The organism is Pseudogracilibacillus auburnensis, assembly GCF_003201975.1.
In the GTDB taxonomy this organism is placed as follows: domain Bacteria; phylum Bacillota; class Bacilli; order Bacillales; family Amphibacillaceae; genus Pseudogracilibacillus; species Pseudogracilibacillus auburnensis.
This window is the reverse complement of sequence record NZ_QJJQ01000002.1, coordinates 172,332-198,516: the sequence shown is the minus strand read 5'-3', so window position 1 is coordinate 198,516 and position 26,185 is coordinate 172,332. Positions and strand designations below refer to the sequence as shown.

The 26,185-nt window shown below is 37.0% G+C and carries 25 protein-coding genes and 1 pseudogene; 24 read left to right on the top strand and 2 right to left on the bottom strand.

Translation table 11 applies throughout. From position 1 onward, the window contains the following. Positions 1–19: 19 nt before the first annotated feature. The 14 genes and pseudogenes from fabG to DFR56_RS03960 all read left to right on the top strand — a co-directional run. Positions 20–790 carry a 3-oxoacyl-ACP reductase FabG gene (gene fabG / locus DFR56_RS04030; RefSeq protein WP_110394144.1) on the top strand — a complete coding sequence of 257 codons (771 nt, stop codon included), beginning with the start codon at positions 20–22 and terminating at the stop codon, positions 788–790. Positions 791–904: 114 nt separating this feature from the next. Next, positions 905–1,678, top strand: coding sequence for a DeoR/GlpR family DNA-binding transcription regulator (locus DFR56_RS04025; RefSeq protein ID WP_110394143.1), 774 nt, complete (start codon positions 905–907; stop codon positions 1,676–1,678). A 40-nt stretch (positions 1,679–1,718) separates the two neighbouring features. Then, positions 1,719–2,975, top strand: coding sequence for a class-III pyridoxal-phosphate-dependent aminotransferase (locus DFR56_RS04020; RefSeq protein WP_244916423.1), 1,257 nt, complete (start codon positions 1,719–1,721; stop codon positions 2,973–2,975). 29 nt (positions 2,976–3,004) lie between these two features. Then, a complete protein-coding gene (locus DFR56_RS04015) occupies positions 3,005–4,024 on the top strand; it encodes a phosphotransferase enzyme family protein (RefSeq protein WP_110394141.1) in 1,020 nt (339 codons plus the stop codon). Between the two features lie 19 nt (positions 4,025–4,043). Next, complete coding sequence (locus DFR56_RS04010; RefSeq protein ID WP_110394140.1) at positions 4,044–4,334, top strand: hypothetical protein; 291 nt, start codon at positions 4,044–4,046, stop codon at positions 4,332–4,334. Positions 4,335–4,402: 68 nt separating this feature from the next. Then, positions 4,403–5,941: an aldehyde dehydrogenase family protein gene (locus tag DFR56_RS04005; protein ID WP_110394139.1), complete on the top strand. Its 1,539-nt coding sequence runs from the start codon at positions 4,403–4,405 to the stop codon at positions 5,939–5,941. A 15-nt stretch (positions 5,942–5,956) separates the two neighbouring features. After that, a complete protein-coding gene (locus DFR56_RS04000) occupies positions 5,957–6,241 on the top strand; it encodes a BMC domain-containing protein (RefSeq protein WP_207518885.1) in 285 nt (94 codons plus the stop codon). A gap of 58 nt (positions 6,242–6,299) precedes the next feature. After that, entirely contained in the window at positions 6,300–6,575 is a 276-nt protein-coding gene (locus DFR56_RS03995; protein WP_110394138.1) for a EutN/CcmL family microcompartment protein, read from the top strand. A gap of 43 nt (positions 6,576–6,618) precedes the next feature. Then, positions 6,619–6,900 (top strand): BMC domain-containing protein, encoded by a 282-nt coding sequence (locus DFR56_RS03990; RefSeq protein WP_110394137.1) that lies wholly within the window; start codon positions 6,619–6,621, stop codon positions 6,898–6,900. A 32-nt stretch (positions 6,901–6,932) separates the two neighbouring features. Next, the gene (gene pduL / locus DFR56_RS03985) at positions 6,933–7,766 is read left to right on the top strand and encodes a phosphate propanoyltransferase (protein WP_110394136.1); all 834 of its coding nucleotides are present in this window, start codon (positions 6,933–6,935) and stop codon (positions 7,764–7,766) included. Positions 7,767–7,798: 32 nt separating this feature from the next. Next, positions 7,799–8,179, top strand: a complete 381-nt coding sequence (locus DFR56_RS23670; protein WP_110394135.1) for a BMC domain-containing protein — start codon at positions 7,799–7,801, stop codon at positions 8,177–8,179. A 24-nt stretch (positions 8,180–8,203) separates the two neighbouring features. Beyond that, positions 8,204–9,154, top strand: coding sequence for a malate dehydrogenase (gene mdh, locus DFR56_RS03975; RefSeq protein ID WP_110394134.1), 951 nt, complete (start codon positions 8,204–8,206; stop codon positions 9,152–9,154). A 425-nt stretch (positions 9,155–9,579) separates the two neighbouring features. Beyond that, positions 9,580–11,121, top strand: coding sequence for an AMP-binding protein (locus tag DFR56_RS03970; protein WP_158525495.1), 1,542 nt, complete (start codon positions 9,580–9,582; stop codon positions 11,119–11,121). Between the two features lie 633 nt (positions 11,122–11,754). Continuing rightward, positions 11,755–12,125: pseudogene (locus DFR56_RS03960) on the top strand (P-loop NTPase family protein); the annotation flags it as partial. 93 nt (positions 12,126–12,218) lie between these two features. Here DFR56_RS03960 and DFR56_RS03955 read toward each other — a convergent pair. Beyond that, positions 12,219–13,118, bottom strand: a complete 900-nt coding sequence (locus tag DFR56_RS03955) for a LysR family transcriptional regulator (protein ID WP_146214242.1) — start codon at positions 13,116–13,118, stop codon at positions 12,219–12,221. A gap of 323 nt (positions 13,119–13,441) precedes the next feature. Between DFR56_RS03955 and DFR56_RS03950 the strand changes: the two genes are divergently transcribed. From DFR56_RS03950 to DFR56_RS23940, 10 genes are all read left to right on the top strand, one after another. Beyond that, positions 13,442–14,833 carry a sodium:solute symporter family protein gene (locus DFR56_RS03950; RefSeq protein ID WP_110394130.1) on the top strand — a complete coding sequence of 464 codons (1,392 nt, stop codon included), beginning with the start codon at positions 13,442–13,444 and terminating at the stop codon, positions 14,831–14,833. An 83-nt stretch (positions 14,834–14,916) separates the two neighbouring features. Beyond that, on the top strand, positions 14,917–16,098 hold the full coding sequence (locus DFR56_RS03945; protein WP_244916422.1) for a metal-dependent hydrolase family protein: 1,182 nt from the start codon (positions 14,917–14,919) through the stop codon (positions 16,096–16,098). 677 nt (positions 16,099–16,775) lie between these two features. After that, positions 16,776–17,693 (top strand): 5'-nucleotidase, encoded by a 918-nt coding sequence (locus DFR56_RS03940; protein ID WP_110394128.1) that lies wholly within the window; start codon positions 16,776–16,778, stop codon positions 17,691–17,693. A 442-nt stretch (positions 17,694–18,135) separates the two neighbouring features. Further along, the gene (locus DFR56_RS03935) at positions 18,136–19,458 is read left to right on the top strand and encodes an L-cystine transporter (RefSeq protein ID WP_110394322.1); all 1,323 of its coding nucleotides are present in this window, start codon (positions 18,136–18,138) and stop codon (positions 19,456–19,458) included. Positions 19,459–19,571: 113 nt separating this feature from the next. After that, positions 19,572–20,303 (top strand): type I-C CRISPR-associated protein Cas7/Csd2, encoded by a 732-nt coding sequence (gene cas7c, locus DFR56_RS03930; RefSeq protein WP_244916421.1) that lies wholly within the window; start codon positions 19,572–19,574, stop codon positions 20,301–20,303. A 509-nt stretch (positions 20,304–20,812) separates the two neighbouring features. Beyond that, positions 20,813–21,247, top strand: coding sequence for a CBS domain-containing protein (locus DFR56_RS03920; RefSeq protein WP_110394126.1), 435 nt, complete (start codon positions 20,813–20,815; stop codon positions 21,245–21,247). A gap of 866 nt (positions 21,248–22,113) precedes the next feature. Beyond that, positions 22,114–22,989 (top strand): YitT family protein, encoded by an 876-nt coding sequence (locus DFR56_RS03915; protein WP_110394125.1) that lies wholly within the window; start codon positions 22,114–22,116, stop codon positions 22,987–22,989. Positions 22,990–23,419: 430 nt separating this feature from the next. Further along, complete coding sequence (locus tag DFR56_RS03910; protein WP_110394124.1) at positions 23,420–24,634, top strand: YecA family protein; 1,215 nt, start codon at positions 23,420–23,422, stop codon at positions 24,632–24,634. Between the two features lie 44 nt (positions 24,635–24,678). Next, positions 24,679–25,179 carry a hypothetical protein gene (locus tag DFR56_RS23285; RefSeq protein WP_211320605.1) on the top strand — a complete coding sequence of 167 codons (501 nt, stop codon included), beginning with the start codon at positions 24,679–24,681 and terminating at the stop codon, positions 25,177–25,179. Positions 25,180–25,296: 117 nt separating this feature from the next. Further along, the gene (locus tag DFR56_RS23940; RefSeq protein ID WP_425326634.1) at positions 25,297–25,455 is read left to right on the top strand and encodes a putative holin-like toxin; all 159 of its coding nucleotides are present in this window, start codon (positions 25,297–25,299) and stop codon (positions 25,453–25,455) included. 339 nt (positions 25,456–25,794) lie between these two features. Here DFR56_RS23940 and DFR56_RS03895 read toward each other — a convergent pair whose 3' ends face one another. Then, positions 25,795–26,181 (bottom strand): DUF302 domain-containing protein, encoded by a 387-nt coding sequence (locus tag DFR56_RS03895; protein ID WP_110394121.1) that lies wholly within the window; start codon positions 26,179–26,181, stop codon positions 25,795–25,797. Positions 26,182–26,185: the final 4 nt, after the last annotated feature.

The window sequence follows — 26,185 nt, the reverse complement described above, 5'->3', positions numbered from 1 at the left end:
CATAAGGAGATGTTAAAAGATGTTCAACTCTGTAAAGGGGAAAACGGTGATTGTCACTGGTGGAAGCAAAGGAATTGGAAAGGGGATAGCAAAGGTATTTGCACAACATGGAGCAAATGTCGCGATAATTGGAAGAACGTTGTCAACTGCAGAAGAGTGCGCAGCTGAATTGAATGCTGACGGTGGAGTTACTTATGCAATTTCAGGTGATGTGACAGATAAGGAGTCAATGGAAAGAGCAGTTAATGCAGTCGCTGAGAAATTTGGTGGTATTGATGTGTTATGTGCAAATGCAGGAATTTTTCCCCAAGATGAGATTGAAGAGATATCAGATGAAGACTGGAATTATGTGATGGATACAAATGTAAAGGGCACACATTATTCTATACAAACCTGCTTGCCACATTTAAAAAAGGCAGATTACGGAAGAATTATTTTGACATCATCTATTACAGGACCATTAACAGGATATCGTGGTTGGACACATTATGGAGCAAGTAAAGCGGCACAATTAGGGTATATGCGATCAGCTGCTCTTGAGTTGTCCAGTCATGATATCACTGTAAATGCGGTAATGCCAGGTAATATCCGAACGGAAGGACTGGAGGATCTAGGGGATGAATATCTAGAAGTAATGACCAACGCAATCCCAATGGGCAAGCTTGGAGAGGTAGAAGATATCGGTTACGCAGCTATGTTTTTCGCTTCGCCACATACAAGTTTCATTACAGGTCAAACCATTGTTGTCGATGGTGGACAAACGGTACCAGAAGATTTACAGGCAAAATAATAATCATATAACTGTAAGCGCTTACTAAATTTTTGTTCCGGTCAAATATTATGTGAATTAAACTAAAGGGGCGTGCACACCTTCCGAAATATAGAAAAATAGGTGGTAATTACAATGTCATTAACTTTTGAAGCGCGTAAAAAAACAATATTGGAAACCTTAGAAAAAGACGAAATTGTTAAAGTAAGAACACTCGCGGAAAGTCTTTACGTGTCTGGAGAAACGATTCGCCGCGATTTAGACAAGCTGGAAAAGAACGGTTTGTTAAAAAAAGTGTACGGAGGAGCAGTAAAAGCGAAACTAACGACAGAACTAACCTTTGATCAGAAGACGACATTGAACAAACAAGAAAAAAGAGCCATTTCTAAAGCGGCAGCAGACCTTGTTGAGGATGGAGATAGTATTCTTATCGGTCACGGTACAACGACATTAGATATCGTCCGTTTTTTAAATGGTAAAAATAATGTTAAGGTCATTACAGCCTCGGTGCCAGTGCTTCTGTTAGCAATGGAAATGTTCCATGGTCAAATTATTTTTCTTGGCGGGGAGGTTGAACGCCATCAAAAGTTCACTAGTGGTTCATTGTCTGAAATGTCCCTTGGTCAATTGAAAGTGAATAAAGCATTTATTGCAGCTGGTGGTGTTTCTATAAAAGATGGAATTACAGACTATGATTTGCATGGATCGAGCATGTCGCGAAAAATGATTAAACGCGTAAACGAAGCCATTATTCTAGCTGATCATACAAAGTTTGGTAAGACAACATTTGCACATATTTGTGCGTTGACAGATATATCGGTAATTGTTACAAGTGAAAAATGCTCAGAGGAATGGAAAAGTACCTTAATCGAAAAAGAAATTGAACTTTTAGTAGCTGAAATTTTCTAATGAATATTAGAAAATGTGATAAAGGATGTGGATAAATTACATGTTTAACGTAAGTAAAAAATCAATTTTAGATAAATCAATTAGGTATTGGAACCCTGGGAAAACAATGCAATGGCAGAATGATGGTGTTGATCTCGTTATCGGAAGAAGAGAAGGATACTATTTATATGACATGGAAGGTAAAGAACTGATGGATGTTCATCTAAACGGTGGGACGTATAATTTAGGACATCGAAACCCGGAAATAATTTCTGAATTGAAGAGTGCGTTGGAGCAATTTGATCTGGGGAATCACCATTTTCCTTCTATTACCCGTGCTTTACTTGCCGAAAAGCTTGTGGAATGCACTCCTGACAATTTGAAATATACCATTTTCTCTAGTAGTGGAGGAGAAGCAATTGATGTAGCCTTAAAATCTGCAAGATACGCAACGAAAAGAAAAAAGATTGTCTCAATCGAGTACGCATACCATGGTCATACCGGTCTTTCCGTTTCTTTAGGGAATGAACGATATTCAAAACCTTTTTTAAGTGAAGGGAGTTCCGAAGAATTTATACAAGTTCCATTCAATAATGTATCTGTAATGGAAAGTGTATTATCTGCTGGCGATGTTGCTTGTGTGATTGTTGAAACAATTCCGGCGACATACGGTTTTCCTTTGCCAAAAGATGGTTATCTTGCTGCTGTCAAGGAAATGTGTGAGAGGTATGGAACATTGTACATAGCTGATGAAGTACAAACAGGCTTATCGCGTACGGGAAAACTATGGGGATTCGAGCATTATGGCATAAAACCCGATATTCTAGTAACAGCAAAAGGGTTAAGTGGTGGTATTTATCCAATTGGAGCTACAGTTGTCAATGAGGCAGCTGGAAATTGGATGAATGATGATGGATTCGCACATATCTCAACATTTGGTGGTTCAGAGTTAGGTTGTATTGTTGCTATGAAAGTGTTAGAAATGTCTCAGCGAAAAGAAGTACTCGAAAATGTTGATTACGTCGCACGTTATTTACGTACAGGACTAGAGAGACTTAAAGAGAGATATTCTGAGTTTTTTGTAGGGATTCGCCAATTGGGTGTCGTATTCGGCTTAGAATTCGATCATCCAACAGGAGCAAAATTTGTTACGCAAACATTATATGAAAATGGTGTATGGGCTATTTTTTCAATGTTGGATAATCGTGTTCTTCAATTTAAGCCGGGACTTCTATTAGATAAACAATATTGTGATGAGTTATTAGCTCGTTGCGAAAAAAGCATAAAAGAAGCCGCACAAATTGCACGTTATAAATAAGAGTAAATGTTGAAAGGAGTTAATAAAAGTTGAGCAATCTACAAGCCGAGAGTTGGAAAGATGCATTAAAAGTATTTAATGAAGTGGCAGCGCACGGGATAAATACTTATCCTGCACTAACTCAAGAAGTAGAGATAAAGCTAATTAATTACTCTGAAAATGCAACGTATTTAGTAACAGATCCCAAAACAGAAATGAAACACATACTTCGTGTCAGCCGTCCTAATTATCATACGAAGGTGGAAATTGAAAGTGAATTGAAATGGCTAAAGTCTATCCATGATTCTTCGCCGCTTTCGGTACCTATGCCGATAAAGGGAAGAAATAATGAATATATCCATTCTGTCAGGTTAAAAAATGACCCACAAGAATATTATTGTACCCTATTTACTTACCTAGAAGGAAAAGAACCAGATGAAAGTAAAGAGAGTGAACTAATCAACCAATTTGAGAATCTTGGAGAAGTTACCGCCCAATTACATGAACATAGTATTCTGAATCATAATACGTTTAAACGAAAAAATAGGCTAACCTGGGATTATGAAAACATACTTGGCGACAGACCGAAATGGGCTAGGTGGCAGGACGGAAAAGGAATAACTCCTGAAAGAAAAGAACTCTTTGAAGTCGTGTCAAAGACGATTAAAAGTAGGTTAGAGACTTTCGGAAAAACGAGGGATCGATTTGGACTTATTCATGCGGATTTGCGTTTGGCAAATCTTCTAGTCGATAAGGATCAAATTAGTGTAATAGATTTTGATGATTGTGGGTTTGGATGGTATTTATTTGATCTTGGAACCTCGTTAAGCTTCATTGAAGATAAACTGTATGTTCCGGATCTTGTCGAGTCATGGATGAAAGGGTATCGCAAGGTTCGAGCTCTTACTCCAGAAGAGGTGGAAGAGATTCCTACATTCATTATGATGAGAAGGCTTCAACTTATTTCATGGGTAGGAAGTCGTGATAATGAAACAGCAGAAGCATTGGGGGAAAAATATTCCGAGGATACAGATAGATTAGCGATTGAATATCTTCAGACAATGAGATAGACAAAAAAGAGGTGATAATATGGATGCAGCTTTGATTGAGAAGGTTACTAGATTAGTGGTACAGAAGTTAAATGAAACATCATTGACTTCAAAAGAAGCGCTGACGAAAGAAGAGATTGACAGATGGGAAGAAATCTCTATGACACTTTGGGAAAATGACCATGTCGATCCACCTTCTTTCATGCAAGCATTAGATAGTGTAGAAATTGAACGCTGGAATGAACTAAGTTCCAAGCTGCCTTTTTCTTCGAAATCCGTTCAGCATAAGACTCACGAAAACGAACTTGTTACTTTTTATAAATACAATTGAAATAAGTGCAGGACTGTCTTGTTATTTATTTAAACAATAGGAAGGGCTGTAAAGAAAGGGTGGTGAGAATGTTAAGTACAATCTATTCATCTTCATCAGTAGATGTGATGAAGCTAACAGTAGAAAAAGCAAAAGCAGCACAAGAGAAATTTCAATTATTCACCCAAGAGCAAATTGATCAGATTATAAAAAATATAGCTGAAAAAGCATATGAAAAATCAGAATATTTGGCTAAATTAACGGTTGAGGAAACTGGGATGGGTATTGTAGAACATAAAAAAATTAAAAACGAACTAGGATCCATGGGTGTTTATGAGTCCATAAAAGATAAAAAAACGGTTGGAATTATTCGCCGCAATTTAAAAAAGAAAGTAACAGAAATTGCTTATCCATTTGGCGTGATTGCCGCAATTTGCCCGACGACGAATCCAACCTCTACGGCAATATATAAAACCTTAATTTCATTAAAAGCACAGAATGCAATTGTCGTTAGTCCTCATCCAACAGCAAAGAAATGTACAGTTGAAGCATTAAAAATATGTCATCAAGCCGCAATAGATTCCGGGGCACCTACAGGGTTAATTGGTTGGATAGAAGAACCTACAATGGGTACCACAACAGAACTAATGAAACATCCAGAAATCGATTTAATCGTTGCTACAGGAGGCGGAGGTTTGGTGAAAGCCGCCTATAGTTCAGGTAAGCCTGCGTACGGAGTCGGTCCTGGTAATGGTCCTGTTTATTTGGAAAAGTCGGCAAACGTAAAAAAGGCTGTGAAAATGATTATTGACAGCAAGACATTCGACAACGGCACTCTATGTTCAACAGAGCAGTCAATCGTTGTTCATAAAAATATTAAACAAATAGCTTTAAGAGAATTGAAAAACAATGGAGCCTATCTCGTTGATACTGCGGAAAAAGAACGGCTTGAGCGGATTATCTCACCCGAAAAAGGGAAGCTTAATCCAAATATTGTAGGGAGGTCAGCTCACGTCATTGCTGAAATGGCAGGATTTCAAGTGCCAGAAGGAACAACTGTCTTAATCGCGGAAGAGGAGATTGTTTCAAAGCATCATCCTTTTTCAATTGAAAAATTAGCACCAATTTTCCCGTTATATACAATCAATAACGAGAAAGAGGCTCATGAGCTATGTATAAAGTTGTTGAATAATGGTGGAAGAGGACATAGTTGCTCGATCCATTCAAATGATGAACAAGCGATCCAAACATTTGGCCTGAATATGCCAGTGTCTAGGATTATGGTGAATACGCTTGCATCAATTGGTGCTGCAGGTGCAACAACTGGATTGCCCCCTTCCTTGACACTCGGATGTGGCTCTTATGGAGGAAATATCTCATCTGACAACATAACAGTAACTCATTTATTTAATACAAAACGGATAGCATACGGCATTAAAGAAATGGATATCCCTACTCCCCAAAAAAATGCAAACTATAATAAAGAAGTTACAAGTTTAGTTGAAAATACTGATATAAAAAACGAGGTTATCAAAGCGGTCAAAAGCATTGATCATTCTTGCGGGGAAATTGACCAAGAAATAGTTACGAAAATTGTCCAAAACATAGCAAGAAATTATTTAAACTAATGAGGAGGAACATTGATGGCTAAAGAAATTAACGGTGCATTAGGTATGATTGAAACAAAAGGATTGGTTGCATCTTTGGAGGCGGCAGATGCGATGGTGAAGGCGGCAAACGTTACGTTGATTGGAAAAGAACACGTTGGCGGAGGCATCGTCACTGTGCTAGTGACTGGAGATGTGGGAGCTGTTAAAGCTGCTACCGAGGCAGGAAGTGAGGCAGCTCAGCGTGTAGGAGAGTTGATTTCTGTTCATGTAATCCCTCGCCCACATAATGAGTTGCATGAAGTATTATCAAAAATCTAAGTTTATAATTTTAGCAGGTGTATTTTATAAAAGTTAAGTCCGATGGAGGAGAGGATACATGCTCGTTGGAAAAGTAGTCGGGAATATTTGGGCGACAAGAAAAGAAGAAGGACTTAAAGGGCTAAAGTTTTTGATTGTGAAACCTGGTCTGAATGATGGGGAGAATCTAGGGCGAGAACCTATTATCGTTGTCGATCGGCTCGGGGCAGGAGTCGGTGACATGGTTATGGTGACACAAGGCAGTACTGCTGCTGTCTGGGGTGAAAAACAAGTTCCCGTAGATGCTCGGGTCATCGGAATTATAGATTCCGTTGACCTTGAAGCTGAACCCTAATCATAAGAAAGGCTAAAATTTCAATTAGAGGAGGAATAAATAAATGCAAACGGATCAAACAGCATTAGGTATGATCGAAACAATGGGGTTAACAGCAGCTATTGAAGCGGCAGATGCAATGGTCAAGTCAGCAAATGTCCAGCTGACTGGGAAGGTTCAAGTCGGCGGGGGAATTGTAACTGTTTATGTACGTGGAGATGTAGGCGCAGTTAAGGCTGCTATAGAAGCTGGAGCGGAGGCGGCACAACGAGTAGGAGAAATATTATCTGTGCATGTAATCCCACGACCACATGTCGAACTTGAAAGCATTTTGAAAAATGACTAATAACAGAAGGCAAATGGTGGTGAGGACTCTTTATGAATGAAAATGCTATTCGTAATGTAGTATCAAAAGTCATTTATCAATTATCAAATTCGCATTCTTTTCAGAGGCCAATACCAATTGCTGTTTCAGCTAGACATTGCCATTTAAGCGAAATGGATGTAGAGAAATTGTTTGGTAATGAATATAAACTGACCCCAAAAAAGGATTTATCTCAACCGGGGCAATTTGCGGCTAATGAAACAGTCACGATTGTCGGTTCAAAGGGGAGTATTCAAAGGATAAGAGTGTTAGGTCCAACTAGAACAGATACCCAAGTAGAGATATCTAAAACGGATGCAGTCACTTTAGGTGTAAATCCCCCTTTGCGTGAATCTGGTGATATTGTAGGATCTTCTCCGATAACAATTGTCGGACCAAGAGGAAGCATTTATTTAAAAGAAGGATTGATCATAGCTAAAAATCATATCCATATGTCCCTAGAAGATGCGAATTATTTTGGAGTTCAGCATGGAGATTATGTCGAAGTAAGTACGCACACGGTACGGTCGATTACGTTTAAAAATGTGCTAGTCCGAGTATCTCCAAATTATAGACTTGAGATGCATATTGATACAGATGAAGCAAATGCAAGCCTAATAAATACTGGACAATCCGGGGTGTTGATAAGAAAGGAATTTGAACCAAATTTCAAATCAACCAAAGTGCAAGATGTAGGGATAAATTTTAATGGGAAGCTATTAACAGAGAAGTTAGTAGATACTATTGACAGACCAACAATTTTTATTAATAAATCGACTATTGTAACACCGCTTGCAAGAGACAGAGCCAAATATTTAAAAAAGCGGATTAAATTAATAGGCGATTGATTGAGACTATTATTGAAAAAGAGGTGTGGCAGTTGGGGAAAGCGCTTGGGATGATAGAAACTAGGGGACTTATCGGTGCAATTGAAGCAGCTGACGTCATGCTAAAAACTGCAAATGTAAGTTTAGTTAAAAGTGAAAAAATTGGTGGAGCACTGGTCTCTGTTTATATCGAAGGGGACGTTGGAGCAGTTAAGGCATCAGTTGACGCTGGGATAGAAGGAGCTAATAAAGTAGGAGATGTTGTGGCTCACCATATTATTCCTCATCCAGACGAAGAGATAGAGAGATTTCTCAAAGGGAGAGAATCATACAAAAAATCTCCTACAAATAAGAAGCATCAATCGAAGTCAAAGTCAAAGTCAAAAACAAGCTCTACCGTTAAGAAAAGAAAGGTTATGAAGAAGGATGAGTAAATAGCGGGGAGGCGGTGAAAATCGATGGCATTTACTCGTAATAAAATTGCTATTATCGGTACAGGAAACACCGGTGAAACGATAGCGTTACTTTTGGCTCAAAAGGAGCTGGGAGATATTTTTTTAGTAGATATCCCTGAAAAAGCAGATTCATCAAAAGGAAAGGCTCTTGATCTGTTACAATCTGGAGCCGTAGAAAAATTTAATACCAAAATTGCAAGCACGACTGATTATAATGATCTGCGGAATTCGGATTTGGTTATCATAACTGCAGGGATTCCACGTAAAACTAATATGAGTCGGGATGATTTGTTGGAAACTAATGTTACGATAATGCAGGAAGTAGCTGAAAAAATCTCTGTGTATGCACCAAATAGTTATATTATCGTATTGAGTAATCCTGTTGATATTATGACATTTGTTTGTTATAAGGCTACGGGGTTTCCCAAAAATAGAGTAATTGGTCAATCGGGGATACTAGATACAGCACGATTTAACACATTTGTGGCGGAAGAGCTAAACATTTCTGTTGAGGATGTGACAGGTTTTGTACTAGGCGGACATGGTGATGAGATGGTTCCGCTAATTCGTTATTCCAGTGCAGGAGGCATTCCTTTAGATAAACTGATTTCAGAAGAGAGACTTAACGCAATAATCGAGCGAACCCGAAGAGGAGGGGGAGAAATTGTCAATCTTCTCGGTAATGGCAGTGCCTACTTTGCTCCAGCTGCCTCTGTTGTACAAATGGCTGAAGTAATTTTACGAGACAAGCGTCGTATCTTGCCGGCAATCGCATACCTGCAAGGAGAATACGGTTACCACGATATTTGTTTGGGTGTACCGACGATTCTTGGGAGAAACGGAATTGAACATATTATCGGTCTACCATTATCTGCTACAGAAAAAGAGTCTTTAAATTATTCAGCTAAAAAAGTTTCGAGGACTTTATCTAAGATAAAAAGCAATTTAACATAAGACATTTATGAATAACTTTGCAGTGGAAATTAGATTTATGGATTAAGTATTTTAGCGTGTTTCGGTAATATAGGTGGTTGGAGGATTCAGGCTATGAAAGATGTGGAAAAAGGCGATCCTGCCCAAATAATAGATGGAGTTTGCTGGTGAGGGATTTGTGATTATCTAACCATTTGAAGAGGTGTATTTTTCGAGTAATCACTCCTAATACATCAAAAGGAGATGGATATTATACGCAGATTAATGCAGTTGTCTTTTGAGTATTGCGGACAGAATGAGCCAATGAATGGCTCAAAATTATGCGTAGTGGCTCCATTCATCTACAATAATCACCCTCTAATTGAAATAAGTGCTTGGCATCATATGTTATATTTGATAAGATAATGAAAAGAATGAATGCTCATTCAATAATAGGGGGAATGAAAATGAATCAAATGATTTTTAGTGATCCGATTAAACTGAATGCTATTCGTTACGCTAAAAAGGAAGCGCTTTCATTTAATGGGCGGAGGTTTACTTACAAGGAATTTAACGAGCGTATCAATCAGTTAGCTCATGCGTTTAAAGAAATCGGTATAAAACAAGGTGATAAAGTAGCATTTATGCTTTTAAATTGTAATGAATTATTTGAGACTATTTATGCTTGTAGTAAAATAGGTGCAGTGTTCATTCCAATTAATGCTAGGTTTGTTGGTCGGGAAATTAAACATGTCCTCAATGATTCGCGTGCTGATTTACTTATTTTTGATCATCGCTTTTCTAGTCAAATAAGGGAGGTAGTAGACCAGCTTAGTACAACGAAGCTATTTATCACAGTTGGTGAAGTCGCGGTTCCAGCGTCGGTGGAGTATGAGAGATGGATATCAGATTACCCGAAAGTGGAACCCATCCCAGAACAGCCTTTACATGAATCGGATACGATATGTTATTTATACACTGGTGGAACGACGGGCCTCCCAAAAGGAGCAGTGCGGTCGCATCGCAGCATGTATTTGGTCGGATTGCTTTTCAGTATCGAATTCTCGATAGGTCGGAACGGAAAGGGTCTGGCTGCAGGTCCTTTATTTGGTGCAGCAGCTTTATCGATTTCAATGCCTAATTTTTTCGTTGGGAATCCGGTCCATATCATTGAACGTTTTCATCCAGAAGAATTACTTAAAGCGATCGATGAAGAGAAAGTAACTACGACATTTTTGGCCCCCCCTATGCTTGATGCGATTTTTGCTTTGCCTGAAGAGATTCAACAAAAGTACGATGTATCCTCGATCAAATCGGTTATTTCTGTCGGAGCACCGCTTCTCGGAGGGACTAAGAATAAAACGATGGATTTTTTTAAAGAAGCCGAATTGAATGAGTTTTATGGGGCTTCTGAGCACGGTGGATCAACGAACTTGTTCCCTGAATATATGAATGAAAAGGATCGTTCAGTGGGGCTTCCAATGTTAGGAATGGAAGTGAAATTGGTTGATGAAGATGGAGATGAGGTGGATCGTGGGGAAGTAGGTGAAATTTTGGTGAAAGGATTGACATTGTGTGATGAGTACTATGGTAATCTGGAAGCTACCGAAGCAGCTTTTAGAGGAGAATGGTTAGGGCTAGGAGACATGGCGAAACAGGACGATGAAGGTTTTTATTATTTGGTTGACCGGAAACAGGATATGATTTTATCAGGAGCAATTAATGTGTACCCGGCAGAAATAGAGGAAGTGTTATATGAACATCCTGATGTAACCGAAGCTGCGGTGATTGGAATGTCGAACGATAAATGGGGCGAGGTTCCGATGGCGATTATTCATTTAAGGGAAGGTTCTGATTTACATGAAGAAGAACTGTTAGCATTTTGTAAAGGAAAAATGGCAGATTATAAAATCCCGCATGAAGTGCAATTTGTGGATGATCCTTTACCAAGAAGTTTGCAAGGAAAAGTGTTGAAATATAAGTTGAGATCTACCTATGTTTCTTCTTAAACAGCCCTAAATACATGGTTCATCATGGTGATTTTTAGGCTTAAATTGTATAGAATCAAGAGTGGATGAAACGCTTTTTCCGTTGTGTAAAATGTTATATTAATTTTCGTCATTTTGTTAAAGAAGTAATCGTCAACTGACCTGGAGCGGTTACTTCTTTTTTCTATGATAACCATGACGTTTATAATTAAAGTAAGAACATTATTTCGTCCATCGTCGGAAGGTACTTCATTTTTATGTGTTACCTTTTCTGAATTCATAACGGTTTCATCTAAATCATCCACTTCCTACTGGGAAAACTTAATTTTTTTGTCATTCTACTTTTTCAAAGTAACATTCAACTGTTCTATTGGTAATAATGATATGGTTGTGTAAAGATCACGCCTTCAATATTTACATTCATCCATCCTAAAAATGTATCATTTTTCACTTTTCTTAAACAGCGCTGAATTTTTCCTAGAATCGCTTAATAGGAAGTGAATTTTTTAACGAAAAATCGGTGATACGAGTGTTTTCATCTATTGACGGTTTGAGGGAGCACCGTCTCTGTTATAATGTTATTGTTGTCTTCCCATTGGGTTTGATGTAAGTCAAGGAATTTTCTTTGCAGAAAAAATCAGAAGGGATGATAAAGTGTCGGAAATAAAAGATGAAATCATTTTAAGAGGGCTTAAAGAAAATAACTTAAAAAATATTGATGTAAATATACCAAAAGAAAAAATCACTGTATTTACTGGTCTTCCGGCTCAGGAAAGAGCTCGGTTGTTTTTGATACGTTAGCAACAGAAAGCAGAAGACAAATGAAGTTGAATTATCCTCTTTATATTAGAAATCAGATGCCAAGGTACGAAAAACCCCATGCCGATCTTATGCGCAATTTAAGCCCTGTTGTCGTAGTGGAGCAAAGACAGGTTGAAGGTAATTACCACTCAACAGTTAGCATCTATATGTACATTAATTCATTAATTCGACTTTTAAATGAACAATTACCTCAGCAATCGATTTTTAAGGACAAGTAAACACTCTTTGATGGCACAAGCATCAAAGACCCATGAGTCCGAAGACCCCGCTGGCTCAGGCGGGGTCGAGAATCAACTTTACACCGTATCCCTCAAAATCCTCCTTGCTATGTCAATGAAGTTGTATACAACTGGAGAAGTTTCAGTATTTTTGTAAACTAGAGCCGTATCTACTTTGAATTGGTCATTATTTAATCGTTTAAATACAACATTGCTTTTTTTATATTGGATGAGGGATTCTGGTACAATTGAAACTCCGAGTCCTGTAGATACTAATGATATGAGTTCATGTAAATCATTTACTTCTTGAACAACTTTTGGACTGAAATGTGCATCAAAGCATAAGTTAATAATTGAATCATAATAACCAGTTCCAATGCTTCTAGGTGTCAAAATAAAGGGACAATTTGAAAGTTCACTTATATGTAAAGATTCATTTTTATTATCCCTAGACAATGGATGATTTGATGGCAACGCAACTATAAAAGGTTGACTGTAGATAAGTTCTAAGTTCAAATTTGTTTGATCAATAGGTGGACATAATAAACCTACTTGAATTTCAGAGTTTTCGAAAGCCTCGATTTGCTTAGCAGTACTTAAATGCTTTAGTTTTACCTCGACAGTTGGATAAAGCTTATAAAACGTATCTAATATCATCGGCAATACATCAAAAATAGAATAACTAGAATAACCCAATATTAATTCTCCAATTTCCCCATTCGAATGTTGCTTAATCTTATCAGTAGAAGATTCAATTTGTTCCATTATTTTATAAGCCTCTTGTAAGAAAACACTTCCTGCCTCTGTTAATTCTACATTACGTTTCGTTCGATTGAATAATTTCACTTCCAAACTCTCTTCCAGCTTTTGAATTTGTTGGCTTAGTGGAGGTTGCGACATATTTAATTTTTTTGCGGCATTACCAAAATGTAATGTTTCAGCTACGGCAATAAAATACTTTATTTGATGAAATTGCAAGCAAACCACTCCATTCCTTTTTATACATAAAATGAATACAGAATCCTCAATTAATGTGATTGTACTTTTCTATTAATATATATTTCATATCAGTGTAAGTCAATTAATATATTAGACAAATTGAAGGTTTGAATATATATTATTATCATTATCTTCAATTCACCAAATTATCTAAAAACACTGCCCATATTTATTGGGGGAAGGAGGAAAATACGATGAAATAGTCATTCAGCATCATTTACATTTCATTATTTTTGCAATGCGTCTATTTGAGACAGTTTTTATTTTCTCTCGGATAACAAAAGAAGGGAAGGAATGAATAAATGAACATTTTTTTAATCGGAATGATAGTTTATTTAATTATTTTAATCATTATCGGTTTCGTTGGAGCCGGAAAAGCGAAGGACTCGGATCACTATTTAGTTGCAGGTAGAGGATTGACACTTCCTGTACTAACTGGAACAATTATTGCTGGGTGGCTTGGTGCTGGTACTGTAGTTGGTCATGCAAACATTTCCTATTCCAATGGTTTTGGAGCACTTTGGTGGGTTTTAGGTGGTACAGCTGCTATCTCTATTGTTATTGCTATATCTAAAAAGCTACGCAGATTAAATTTATATACGGTACCAGATCTTTTAGAATTAAGATATGGGCCTATTGCTAAAGTAATTGGTTCCGTAACCATTATTATCGCTTTTACTGGTATTGTTGGATCACAAATTAAAGCAATGTCGTATGTTTTGGAAGCGGTGACAAACATCGATCCAAAGATTGGAGCAATTATTGGCGCACTCTTAGTCATTTTTTATACTGTTATGGGTGGGATGTATTCGGTAGCTTATACAGATGTCTTACAGTATGCAATGTTGTTAATTGGGCTACTGATCGCCGCCCCTATTGCATTCAGTTCTGCTGGTGGCTTTTCTGGTTGGGAGATAAATTTACCATCATCTCACTTTGAACTTACTGGAGGACTTGGTCTATCTGGAGCATTAGCGATCGCACTTCCATTTTTAATGCTAGCAACTGTAGACCAAAATTTATATCAAAGGATGTATTCAGCTAAGTCTGCATCAGTTGCACGAAAAGGGGCTGTACTTGGATTAATCGGGGGAGTAACGGTCATGTTATTAGTTTTTGTGATTGCTGTTTCTTCTGCTGTCATGTTTCCTGATATAAACCCTGATCTAGCTGTTTACGTTATTGCAACAGAATTATTAAATCCATTTTTAGGTATGATTCTATTGCTTGCAATTTTATCAATTGTTATGTCGACTGCTGACTCTTACTTGTTATCCCCAGCAACAAATATTTCTAAAGACCTATATAATCGATTTATTAATAAAGACGCAACAGACAAACAAATATTAATTATCACTCGGATTGCTGTTGTCGTATTAGGACTTATTGGTCTTGCAGGGGCATTATGGTTTGATACATTTTTAAGATTTATGCTTGTAGGTTATACAGTTTATGGTGCAGGGGTATTCTTCCCGATTCTAGCAGCTTTTCTATGGAGAGGTGCAACGTATAAGGGGGCAGTTGCTTCTATTTCTGGAGGGTTGCTTTCGACGCTAATTTGGGAATTCGGCGTGAATTCTAGCATTCCAACTATTTATATTGGCGCTACAACTTCTCTTATCCTATTAGTACTTGTATCCTTAATTACCAAGCATTCTGACTCTGAAAATGCAGATGCATTTTTCGCAAAGTAAAAACAAGATTATAGTAATCAGACTACTCAAAGTAGACTATGATTCAGTGCAATATGTATAAAAGCTACGGAGGCGACAATAAAGTGAGATTAATTATCAACAATTGTAATTTAATAAATGGAATTTCTGATGAAGTGAAAGAAAATTGCTACATCATTATCGAAGGGGACTCTATTTCTAAAATTGGGCTGGGGTATGTTGAACCTGGATCAACCGACACCGTTATAGATGGAAAAGGAAAGTACGTAATACCTGGATTAATCGATGCCCATGTTCACTTGGTATGGGATGGAAGCCCTGATCCGATGCCAGTTATTGAACATTTAGAAAATGATGAAGTAACATTACGTGCATACAAGCATTCGTTAGATTATTTAAAACTTGGCATCACAACGGTAAGAGATGTTGGATCACCAGATAGAACTGCAATTCATGTTAGAAATGCTATTAATTCTAAATTATTAAAAGGCCCAACAATCATCAGTTCAGGAACATCTATTAGTATAACTGGAGGGCATGTATATAGTTTAGGAAGAGAAGCAGATGGAGTTGATGGGGTAAGAACTGCTGCAAGAAAGATCTTAAAAGAAGGTGCTGATCTAATAAAGGTAATGGCTACTGGAGGTATTTATACGGAAGGAGAGGAACCTGGTAATACACAGTTAACGTATGAGGAAATTGCAGTTGCCGTAAAAGAAGCCCATAATAAAAATAAAAAAGTAGCTGCACATGCCGATGGACTGGAAGGGATTATGAATTGTATAAAAGCAGGGGTAAACACAATAGAACATGGGATATATGCTGATACTAATGCATTAAAATTAATGAAGGAAAAAGGGATGTACCTAGTACCAACGATGGCAGTCATGCGCAGATTATCTACGTATGAAAAGATTCCTGCTTTTGCCCGTGAAAAAGCATTAGAGATTACTGATACACATATGGAGATGCTGAAAAACGCAGTAAAATTAGGAGTGAACATAGCTACCGGTACAGACTGCGGCTCAGCTGGAACACCCCCTGCGTATTATTTTGAGGAACTTTTAATTATGGAAGAAGCGGGAATGAAACCAATCGATGTAATAAAATCTTCTACAAATATTGCTGCGTCATGTTTAGGAATAGAAGATAGAGGAACTTTAACGGAAGGAATGAAGGCAGATTTGTTACTATTAAATGAGAATCCTTGCACAGACTTACATGTTTTAAAAGATGACAAGCTAATTGTGAAGGATGGGAAAATAGTCAGTGAACTCCTTTTTTAAAAGACTATTCTAGATCAATCTGTGATAAAATTTTGTTTATGATAAAAAAGAAAGCGATATCGTCGAAACATTGTACGTAACATGTAGAGATATTGCTTTCTTTGTTTTCATTAATATACTTAAAACTGTATTTTCTACAAAGAAAACGCATTTTAAGCCACTCTTCCTGAAACTAGGGAGGGGGAAAGTTTAATCAAATCTTACGATGATGGTATTACAGCTTGAGCGGTAATACGTGTAGTAGGTGAAGGAATTTGGATAGCGACTTTGAGATTTTTTTAAAAACGAACGTCGGATTCACTATCAAATTCATCGACTTGGCATTACGGGTGACATATATTCGGATTTATATACAGGAGGAGTAGTTGCACTTGGAGGGCCTATAAGGAATACAATCCAGATAAAATAGTTAGGCTTTTTTGTTTGTTTACTTAATAGTAAAAATACAGTGGCAATCATAGCATTTCCATGTACTTTAATGATAAACGGTAGGAGTAGGTGAGTTCTAAGAAGATGGATCAAGTCGTTTCTGCTTAAACAGAAATATATGATGAACCGCTAAAAGATGAGGAAGAACGGAAAACGAAAAGAATTTATCAACGATTTTGAAAAGTAAAAATTGACAATGTAAAAGTAGTTCATTTACAATCTAGCTAAAGTAATAGGGGGGTATTTGTATGGTTTATGATCTTACAGGCAAACTGGTTGTTGCAATCGCGTCGAGTGCATTATTCGACCTAAAAGAATCTGATAAGGTTTTTACTACAGAGGGAGAGAGCACGTACCGAAAATACCAACGTGAAAATGAGACTGAAATTTTACAACAGGGAGTTGTCTATCCGCTTGTTAAAAGATTACTAGATTTAAATGATGGTGAATCTCAACCTATTGAGGTAGTTCTTTTTTCTAGAAATGACCCAGACACGGGCTTACGCGTGTTTAATTCTATTGAACATTATGGTTTAGACATTACTCGTGCAGTGTTTGTTACTGGTAAAAATCCATTTAAATATTTGGAAGCCTTTAATGCATCCTTGTTTCTCTCAGCAAATAAAGATGATGTTAGAGAGGCGATTGAACATGGTTTCCCAGCGGGATATGTGAGTGAAACTGACTACGAAGATAATGAGGCAGATAGTGAATTACGAATGGCATTTGATTTCGATGCGGTATTGGCAGATGATGCTTCTGAAAAGGTGTTTCAGACAAAGGGACTGGAAGCGTACCGTGAACACGAATCAAAACATGGAAGTACACCAATGGGAACGGGTCCATTGTATAATTTCTTAACAAAGATTTGTAAGATTCAAAAAGCTGAATTAGAAAAGGAGAGACAAAAATTAGACTATCATTCGAAGATTCGAATTGCAGTCTGTACGGCTAGAAATGCACCAGCACATAAGCGTGTTGTTACAACTTTAAGAGAATGGGATATTAGAGTCGATGAGGCCTTCTTTTTAGGGGGAATGAACAAAAGTAATGTTCTAGAAATCTATCAGCCGCATATATTTTTCGATGATCAGACAACACATATTAAAAGTATTTCGAAGCAATTTCCCTCCGTTCATGTACCTTATGGTGTTGCAAATGAGTAATTCGCTCTGTAGTTAAATTGAATTTTTAAAGTTTTGAAGTAAGTAAACGGAATGAAGTAGAAATACAGTTGCAAAGCAGAGATCGCCACCTCGCTAGCAAATTAAATCCATCCATTAAGTGATAGTGAATCTGAGGGATGCCATAAGAAAATATGCTGTGTCCCAACCTTTAAATACAAAAGCAATCATTATTGGTAGCTCTATAATAGTGAAAGAAAAATTAAATAGCTTCTTCTACATTTATTATAGTTTATGTATTTATAGAGTGTAAAGGGAATTTATCCATAAGATTTAACTTAGTCCTAAATCCCACTTGACAGGTAGTATTAATTTGATTAAAATTTGAATAACATCAAAAAGAAGGAGGTAGTAATTTTTGAATACAGTATTTATCTTCATCAACATTTTCGTTTTACTTATTTTTATTGCCTTATTGTATAGGATGAAACAGAAGCGGGTTTCTTTTTCAAAACGTGTTTTCGCTGGGCTTGGTCTTGGAATCATTTTTGGACTTGTCTTAAACCTAGTCTATGGTGCTGAATCGACTGTTATAACAGAGTCAATGCCATGGTTTAAAATTGTCGGGACTGGTTACATCAAGCTTTTACAGATGATTGTGATGCCGCTCGTTTTTATTTCCATTTTAGCTGCATTTACAAAAGTGACAATCGGACAAAACTTCGGGAAAATCGCCTCAAGTATCCTTGGTATTTTAATTGGAACTACTGCAATTGCGGCGGTCATTGGAATTGTCGTTACATTATTATTCGGACTCGATGCAGCAACAATTATACAAGGGGAAGATGAATTAGCGCGTGGAGCTTCAATGGAAGAAACATCTGTTGAAATTGCTGAACGTACTTTACCCGACCAAGTGCTCGATTTTTTACCGAGTAATCCATTCTTAGATTTCACAGGTGCTCGCCCCACTTCGACGATTGGTGTCGTGATATTCTCGGCTTTCTTAGGGTTTGCCTATTTATCTGTTAACCGGAGAAAACCAGAAATCGCACAAACGATTAAAACAGGTATCGATGCACTGTATGAATTAATTATGGGTGTCGTAAGAATCGTTCTACGGCTTACGCCTTATGGAATCTTAGCAATCATTACGCAGACGGTTGCGACATCTAATTTTGCATCTATTTTCAGTCTCGGGAAATTCGTTATCGCATCTTATATTGCACTTGCCATTATGTTTCTAATTCATTTAATTATTTTAGCAATCGCCGGATTAAACCCGTTCACATATATGAAGAAATCAGCTGAAACGTTACTATTTGCTTTTTCATCACGTTCAAGCGCTGCCACTTTGCCGATGAATATTAATACACAAACGAAGCGCCTTGGTGTACCTGATGGTATTGCAAATTTCGCTGGATCATTTGGGTTATCAATCGGTCAAAACGGTTGTGCTGGCGTTTACCCTGCTATGCTTGCGGTAATGATTGCACCATCTGTCGGTCAGCCAATCGATGCACCATTTATTTTAACTCTAATTGCAATAGTTGCCATTAGTTCATTTGGAGTAGCTGGAGTTGGTGGAGGGGCAACTTTTGCAGCCATCCTCGTCTTGTCTGCATTAAATTTACCTATTGCTTTGGCGGGTGTACTCATCTCTATTGAACCATTAATTGATATGGGACGTACTGCAGTTAATGTTAGTGGGTCGATGACAGCAGGGGTGACTACTGCAAAAATAACGAATGAACTTGATCAAAAAATGTATAACGATTCGGAATTACACGAGGTAGCGGAAGTATAAACAGGAGGCACTTTTATGTGTCTCTTGTTTATTATTGTATTATTTTGTTTTTTCACCATATACCAAGTTGTCAGCGGAACAGGTAAATATGATAAATCGGAGTACGTGACTATGTGCAAATAACACGCGGTGATAAACCGGGATTTAATATTTATTTTATGAATCGTGGAATATTAACAAACGAACAGCGAAAAGCATTTGAAGCAATAGGGGAAGAAGATCCAGAAGAGAAATCTGCTGATGTGGTAAAAGAAGCACGTGAATGGATGTGTCAACAATATTTTGATACACGCATGTTTGGAGCAGTCATGTCGACAAAAAAATATAATGCAGGACAAGTACGTGGACCGATGCAATTAACTTTCGCACGTTCGATCGACCCAGTAACCCCTTTTGATATGACAATTACACGTGTTGCATTAACAAATGCAACAGATGGTAAAAATGAGACAGTTGTATCAGAGGATGAACAAGAAGCACGCCATGGGCAGATGGGGTGTAAAGCTTATTTGCCTTATGGGATGTACGAAGTATATGGATTTTACACACCAGCATTTGCTACACAAACAGGAGTACGTGAAGAAGATTTGGAAGTGTTTTGGGAGTCGCTTATCAATATGTGGGACTTAGATCGTTCCGCTGCAAAAGGGCGTATGGCATGTAGAGGCTTGTATGTTTTTGCACATGAGAGCATATATGGTAATGCACCATCACATCAATTATTCGATAAAGTTGAAATAAAAAAGGTAACTGATAAAGTTGCCCGTTCTTATAAAGATTATGAAGTAGCGATTGATGAGGATTTTCCAGAAGGAGTTTCGTTATATAAAGTTGTTACATTTTAATTAGGCATGTAAGTGCGAACCTAAGGTGCACATGAAAACATAAAGGGGTTCGCACTAAGATTTGATGGCTTAATTGACGAAAATGAAGTAAATTTATGATAATATGGAATATAATAGCCATATTTCCTGTAATTTAGAGATATTAAACTCTTTAAGATGGGAATTTGTTACTTTTTCGCAGTCGCATCCTATATGGGTGCGTGGATTGTTGATAAAAAGGTTTACTAAGTAAAATGGAGGATTTTATTGTGGGAACTGTTTCCGATTATTCTGAGAGAACATAATCAATGTGGAAAGATTGGTATTTACAAGAAGAAAAACTGCTGAACAATATAATAGGAAATCAATACATTACGAATAGAACACATAGAAAGTACTTCTGTTAACGGGGTTTTAGTAAAGTCGACGATAGATATTTTGCTTTAAATAACGAATGGGAAAAACGGCAAAATTCCTCTCATAATATTTGAAAATTAATCCATTCTACTATATGAGGGAGGTAATTATTGATGCAACAATTACGTAACATAATGTCGTCCAATGTTGTTACAGTAAATGATACACAGACCGTTCAGGAAGCAGCAGCTATCATGAGCGAATATAACATTGGGTCTATCCCAGTTGTAAATGGCGGTGGACAGATGACAGGGATTATAACAGACAGGGATATTACACTTCGGGCGACGGCACAAGGAGAAGGGGCACAAACACCTATATCCCAGGTGATGACGGCGCAACAAGTTGTTCAAGGTACACCAGAAATGGACGTACAACAAGCTGCACAGTTAATGGCACAGCAGCAAATACGTCGTTTGCCAGTCGTTGAAAACGGGAAAATTGTAGGGATTGTTGCTTTAGGTGATCTTGCAGTAGATCAATTATCGAATGATGCTGCTGGACAGGCATTATCGAGTATTTCTACACCTTCAGCGCCTCAACAGTAGAGACGTACATCTATTTCATACAAGAATGTTGACGAGATTGTTGTCAACATTCTTTTTGATTTATAAATGGGTTCCTACATACGTCATAAAATAACTTAGAAATGAATTGCTTTCGTTTCGTCCTACAAAAAGTAAATTTACGTATTACGCTTTAATATGGTATTGTTGATATACTTGTTGCTTAATCTATATAATTACTCGCCATTAATGAATGTAATGATTGAAAAAGTTTATTTCAATTCACTACTCTTATAGGGAATGGTTGGGGGTTGGGGCATAGAGGAGATCCGAACGATAAGCGTAAATAACCCGTTCCAGAAATATACTTCGCTTTCACCACAGGCATAAGAGCGACATCTGTTCTAGCTACGCTTTCACAGTGTCTCCTTTACCGCGGACGGCTGTTGATCCTCCTCGTGTGAAGCTTAAGGAGGGTCGACTAAAAACTGCCTTTGCGGCCAACGTCGGTATATAGCCCTTGGCGGGGTCTCACCGAGGCTTTTTTTCCCGCGACGCACAGGACGTAATAGTGTCTTCGTCGCCACATGGGCGTGGCGATCTTAGCCGACCAGCAGTCTACGTATATTTCTTGCGCTAAAATAGTATATTATTCGTTAATCCGGTTGATCATTTAGTTATGTCCTACACTCACATGCATATCATGCTAGATTTACTTTAATATACAAGATAATAGTAATATGGAAATTAATGTTATGTTCATCATGATAAAGGGAAATAGCTTGTTAGGTGAATTGAAGTTATTGTATATCTTTTAAATGATCATTTTTAAAACAAAATGGTATAATCATGATTATTAAAAGTAGATGAAATGTACGGTAAATCAATTGAAGGAGGATGAATTTCCTATGTTTTTAATGGAAGCAAAGCGGATTGCCGTAGTAATTTTAGGGTCTTTTTTAGTAGCATTATCCTTGAATTTTTTCCTAATTAACGCAAATGTATACGCAAGTGGATTTAGTGGGGCAGCCCAGCTCTTATCGAGTATATTTAAAGATTTTTTATCAATAGATATTAGTACCGGGATATTATTATTTCTTCTAAATATTCCAGTTCTCATTTTAGGTTGGGTTAAAATTGGCAAAGGATTTACCATTTACAGTATTCTCTCGGTTGCATTTGCGACTTTGTTTTTGGAAATATTGCCGATCATTTCATTATCAGATGATATTATTTTAAATGCGGTTGCGGGTGGAGTTATTGCGGGGATAGGTGTTGGGATCTCTTTAAAACTTGGTGCCTCAACGGGTGGAATGGACATTGTTGCAATGATTTTATCACGACTTCAGGATAAGCCAATAGGTATCTATTTTTTAACACTAAATGCGGTTATCATTTTGGTTGCAGGGATTTTAAATGAACCGGAGAATGCTTTGTATACGATGTTGACTCTCTATGTAACAACACTTGTTATTGATGCGATTCATACGAGCCAAGAAAAAGTAACCGTGTTGATTGTGACAGGAAAGGCAGAAGAGTTGCAACAAGCAATACATAAAGAAATGATTCGGGGAATTACCATTATCCCAGTACAAGGGGCTTATTCAAAAGAGAAAAAAAATATGTTGTATCTCGTCATTACTCGTTATGAATTATATGATTTAGAACGAATTATTAAAGACATCGATCCTCACGCATTTACAAATATCATTCAAACGGCTGGTATTTTTGGCTTCTTTAGGAAAGATGGAGAGCCTGTCAATAATATCCAAGAAACAAAGTGATTTTTAGATCACAGGATTCAAGGGTTCTTGATTGAAAAGAACGAAACTAATGTGCGTAAATATCGTTGGAACTACTAGTACACCAATGATAAATACTGAAATTTGCATGGTTTTTCGACATATGTGCAATACATGTTCCTGCAACAGGAAACCATGCCTAATCAAGTGGTTGATAATGTAAATCAAAATGTCGTTGGATCCATATCAATAGAGAAACAAGTTGTCTATTATTAATTGCGAAAGATAATGAAGAAAGTGATGTATAAATTGGTGTGGTAGAAAGACGATGTTGCTGACCTTCAGACTGTTTATTTCACATTTCGGGTACTTACGAAATGTATTTTTGGCTTTGACGATCAGTCAATATTAAAATTATACTGAGAATAATTCGAACTACTATAATCTTTCCATAGAAAGCAGGTGTAATTATATGAATGACAGAACAGATGTAGAGTTGGATAAAAATATGAAGCAGCTTTTAACAGGTTTAAAGGAATGGAGAAGAGAAGCGACAGAAAAACGGTATCAAAAGTATTGGGCTGAAATAAAAGTTCCCTTTACACTGGATGAAGCTTTGAGAGAATATACAAAATATGAACTGGATACAATCCGTAAAACATTGAAAATAAAAAATGCAAGTAGTCTGAAAAAGGCAGAGCTAATTGCATTATTAACAGAGAGGATACCTGAATACCTTGAGCAAATTGCTTTTCAATTGGATGTTGAACGATTTAAATTACTGATTAGTATAGCAAATAATAATGGTCAAATCATTGCACCAAATTTAGAGGACGATCAAATTAACTATTTTCGTAAGAATGGTTTGATTTATACAGGAACTTTTAAAGGAAAGAAGATACTGGCTGCTCCCAATGAACTTATCGAACTGATAGCTAGTTGGAAAAATAATATGAAAATAAGGGCGACAGTAAAGAGGAATACAGAGTGGATCAAGCTGACACGCGGGCTTTTGTATTATTACGGTACTTTAAGTAGATCACAACTGGTAAAAATGATAGAGGAATATACAAAAGAAACGATAAATGTTGAAGAATACTGTTCCGTTATTTTAGAAGCCAATTCTTATCATGAAGAATTGTTTATGGATGAAGGGTTATATTCAAATATTCGTGTGTTTGATCCAGAAAAAGTACAACAGGAACATCAGTCGAGGCACAGTATACCATTTTATCCTTTTACAAAACAACAGCTTCTTACATCTGGTGAGCTTGGATTCGTTGAAAAAAATCAAGGCTATGTTCAATTGGTTAAATTTATTACAAAAAACTTTGAAATAAATCGAGAGGAAGCAGATAACGTAGTGGAAGAATGTGTGTATGCTACTAAAATTGGAGATGGACCGAATGACGTTTTACATTTTCTGAGCCGTACTTTCGAATTTGATAATATGGAAATCGTCCAGGAATTAATGGATAAGGTTGTTCATCTGATGAATAATACGCGGGAATGGTTTTTGAAAGGATATACATCAACAGAGTTACATGCACAGGAGAAAAAACATTTACGTTTATTGCCGACAACCAAAGTGAATCATAAGGATGACAAAAGAGTTGTGAAAATAGGCAGAAATGATCCCTGCCCTTGTGGTAGCGGGAAAAAGTATAAAAAATGCTGTGGGAGATAATAAGAAAACAATGAGAACATACAAGTTTGAATGGAGTTATATAGATGGGGAAAAAGAGAAGGGGACATTACTGTAAAATATGTGGAAAGACTCGTCCCAATGACAAGTTCAGCAGAAAAGGACATCGACACCATCTATGCAAAGATTGTAAAAGAAAAGGAAAAAAAGCGTACGAACCCTCAACCGCAGAATATGATCGGGAAGAATATTACTTATCGAAAGCGATTAGAAACTGCATGATACTGTATACGTACAGATTAAGCTTCTTTTTATTTGAATTTCAAAGAGAACGATATATAACAAGGGATGACTTTGAATCTGAGATTTTTGTTTATCAAGAAAATGCAGTTCAAAGATTTATTGTAGACGAATCTCTTCAAATGAAAAAAGCTTTACTGGATGTTCTATTGAAAAAATATGATAAAACAATGGATAGCGGACACATCGTGGAATACAACGATATATTAGCAAATGAATGTTTAGAAATATCTAAAAAGCGAAAACAACATCTTGAAGTAATAATGTCATTAAAAAATTTGACGTGAATTGGGATTCGAGAAAAGGGGTCTAGTATAGGAATTTTATGGAACAAATAAAAATCGACTAAGCAAAAGTATTACATATGAAGAGGAAAGGTACAAACATGAGTCCTGTATGATATAATGATCATATGTGTAATAAGGCTTTCGTGGGTGGTGGCTCGCTTTCTTTCTAGTTTTACTAGAAGGGAGGTGATGCCTATGACAATCTTTGAGTCATTGATGGTGATGCTCGCTTTTGGAGCGCTTATCGTGTCCTTATTGTCAGAAAATAGAAAATAACCACCCTTCAGCCTGACAAGCGATATGGGTGATTATTTTTCTTGCTCAAATCTGCGAGTCGCCCCCTTGAAGGGCTATTACACGCTTGACCGTTCGTGTCGTTGCATGAGCGGTCTTTTATATGGTATGAATTTCTACCTATAGTATACCTTATTTTTGTGGAAAAATAAACAATGGACATGTTGAAAATATATTGTAAGGGGAATCATTATATAGACGCCCTCCTTAGTTTTGCAGTATATTCAACAATAAAATGCGAATCTCTCGCGACAAGCATTAGATCGCTTAATTTTCAGTAAGAACAATGCTCATCTGCTTCTTAGTGAAATTCTGAATCTATTATGCAACACTTTTATCTATACAAGCAATTAGTCTGTCTTCAATATTTTTCGCAAATACCTTCAGTTCATCATCTTCTACCATTTGTATGAGTGCTGATGGTTTTGGCATTCCGATTTTCGTTTTTCCACTATCTTCGTAGACAACTATCTTACAAGGCAAGAAGTACCCTACCATATGGTTTCTCGTTAACACTTCTTGTGCTTCTTTTGGATTACACACTTCAAGCACAATAAAGTTCTTATCAAATGCAAACCCTTTTTCCTCTAATGTTTTCCTAATATCAAACTCCCAGAGCACTCCAAACTTCTCCTCTTTTAAACTTGCTTCTAACGCCTTAATTGTTTGTTCAATTGATTGATCTGTTTCCACTGTATAATGAAACATTTTT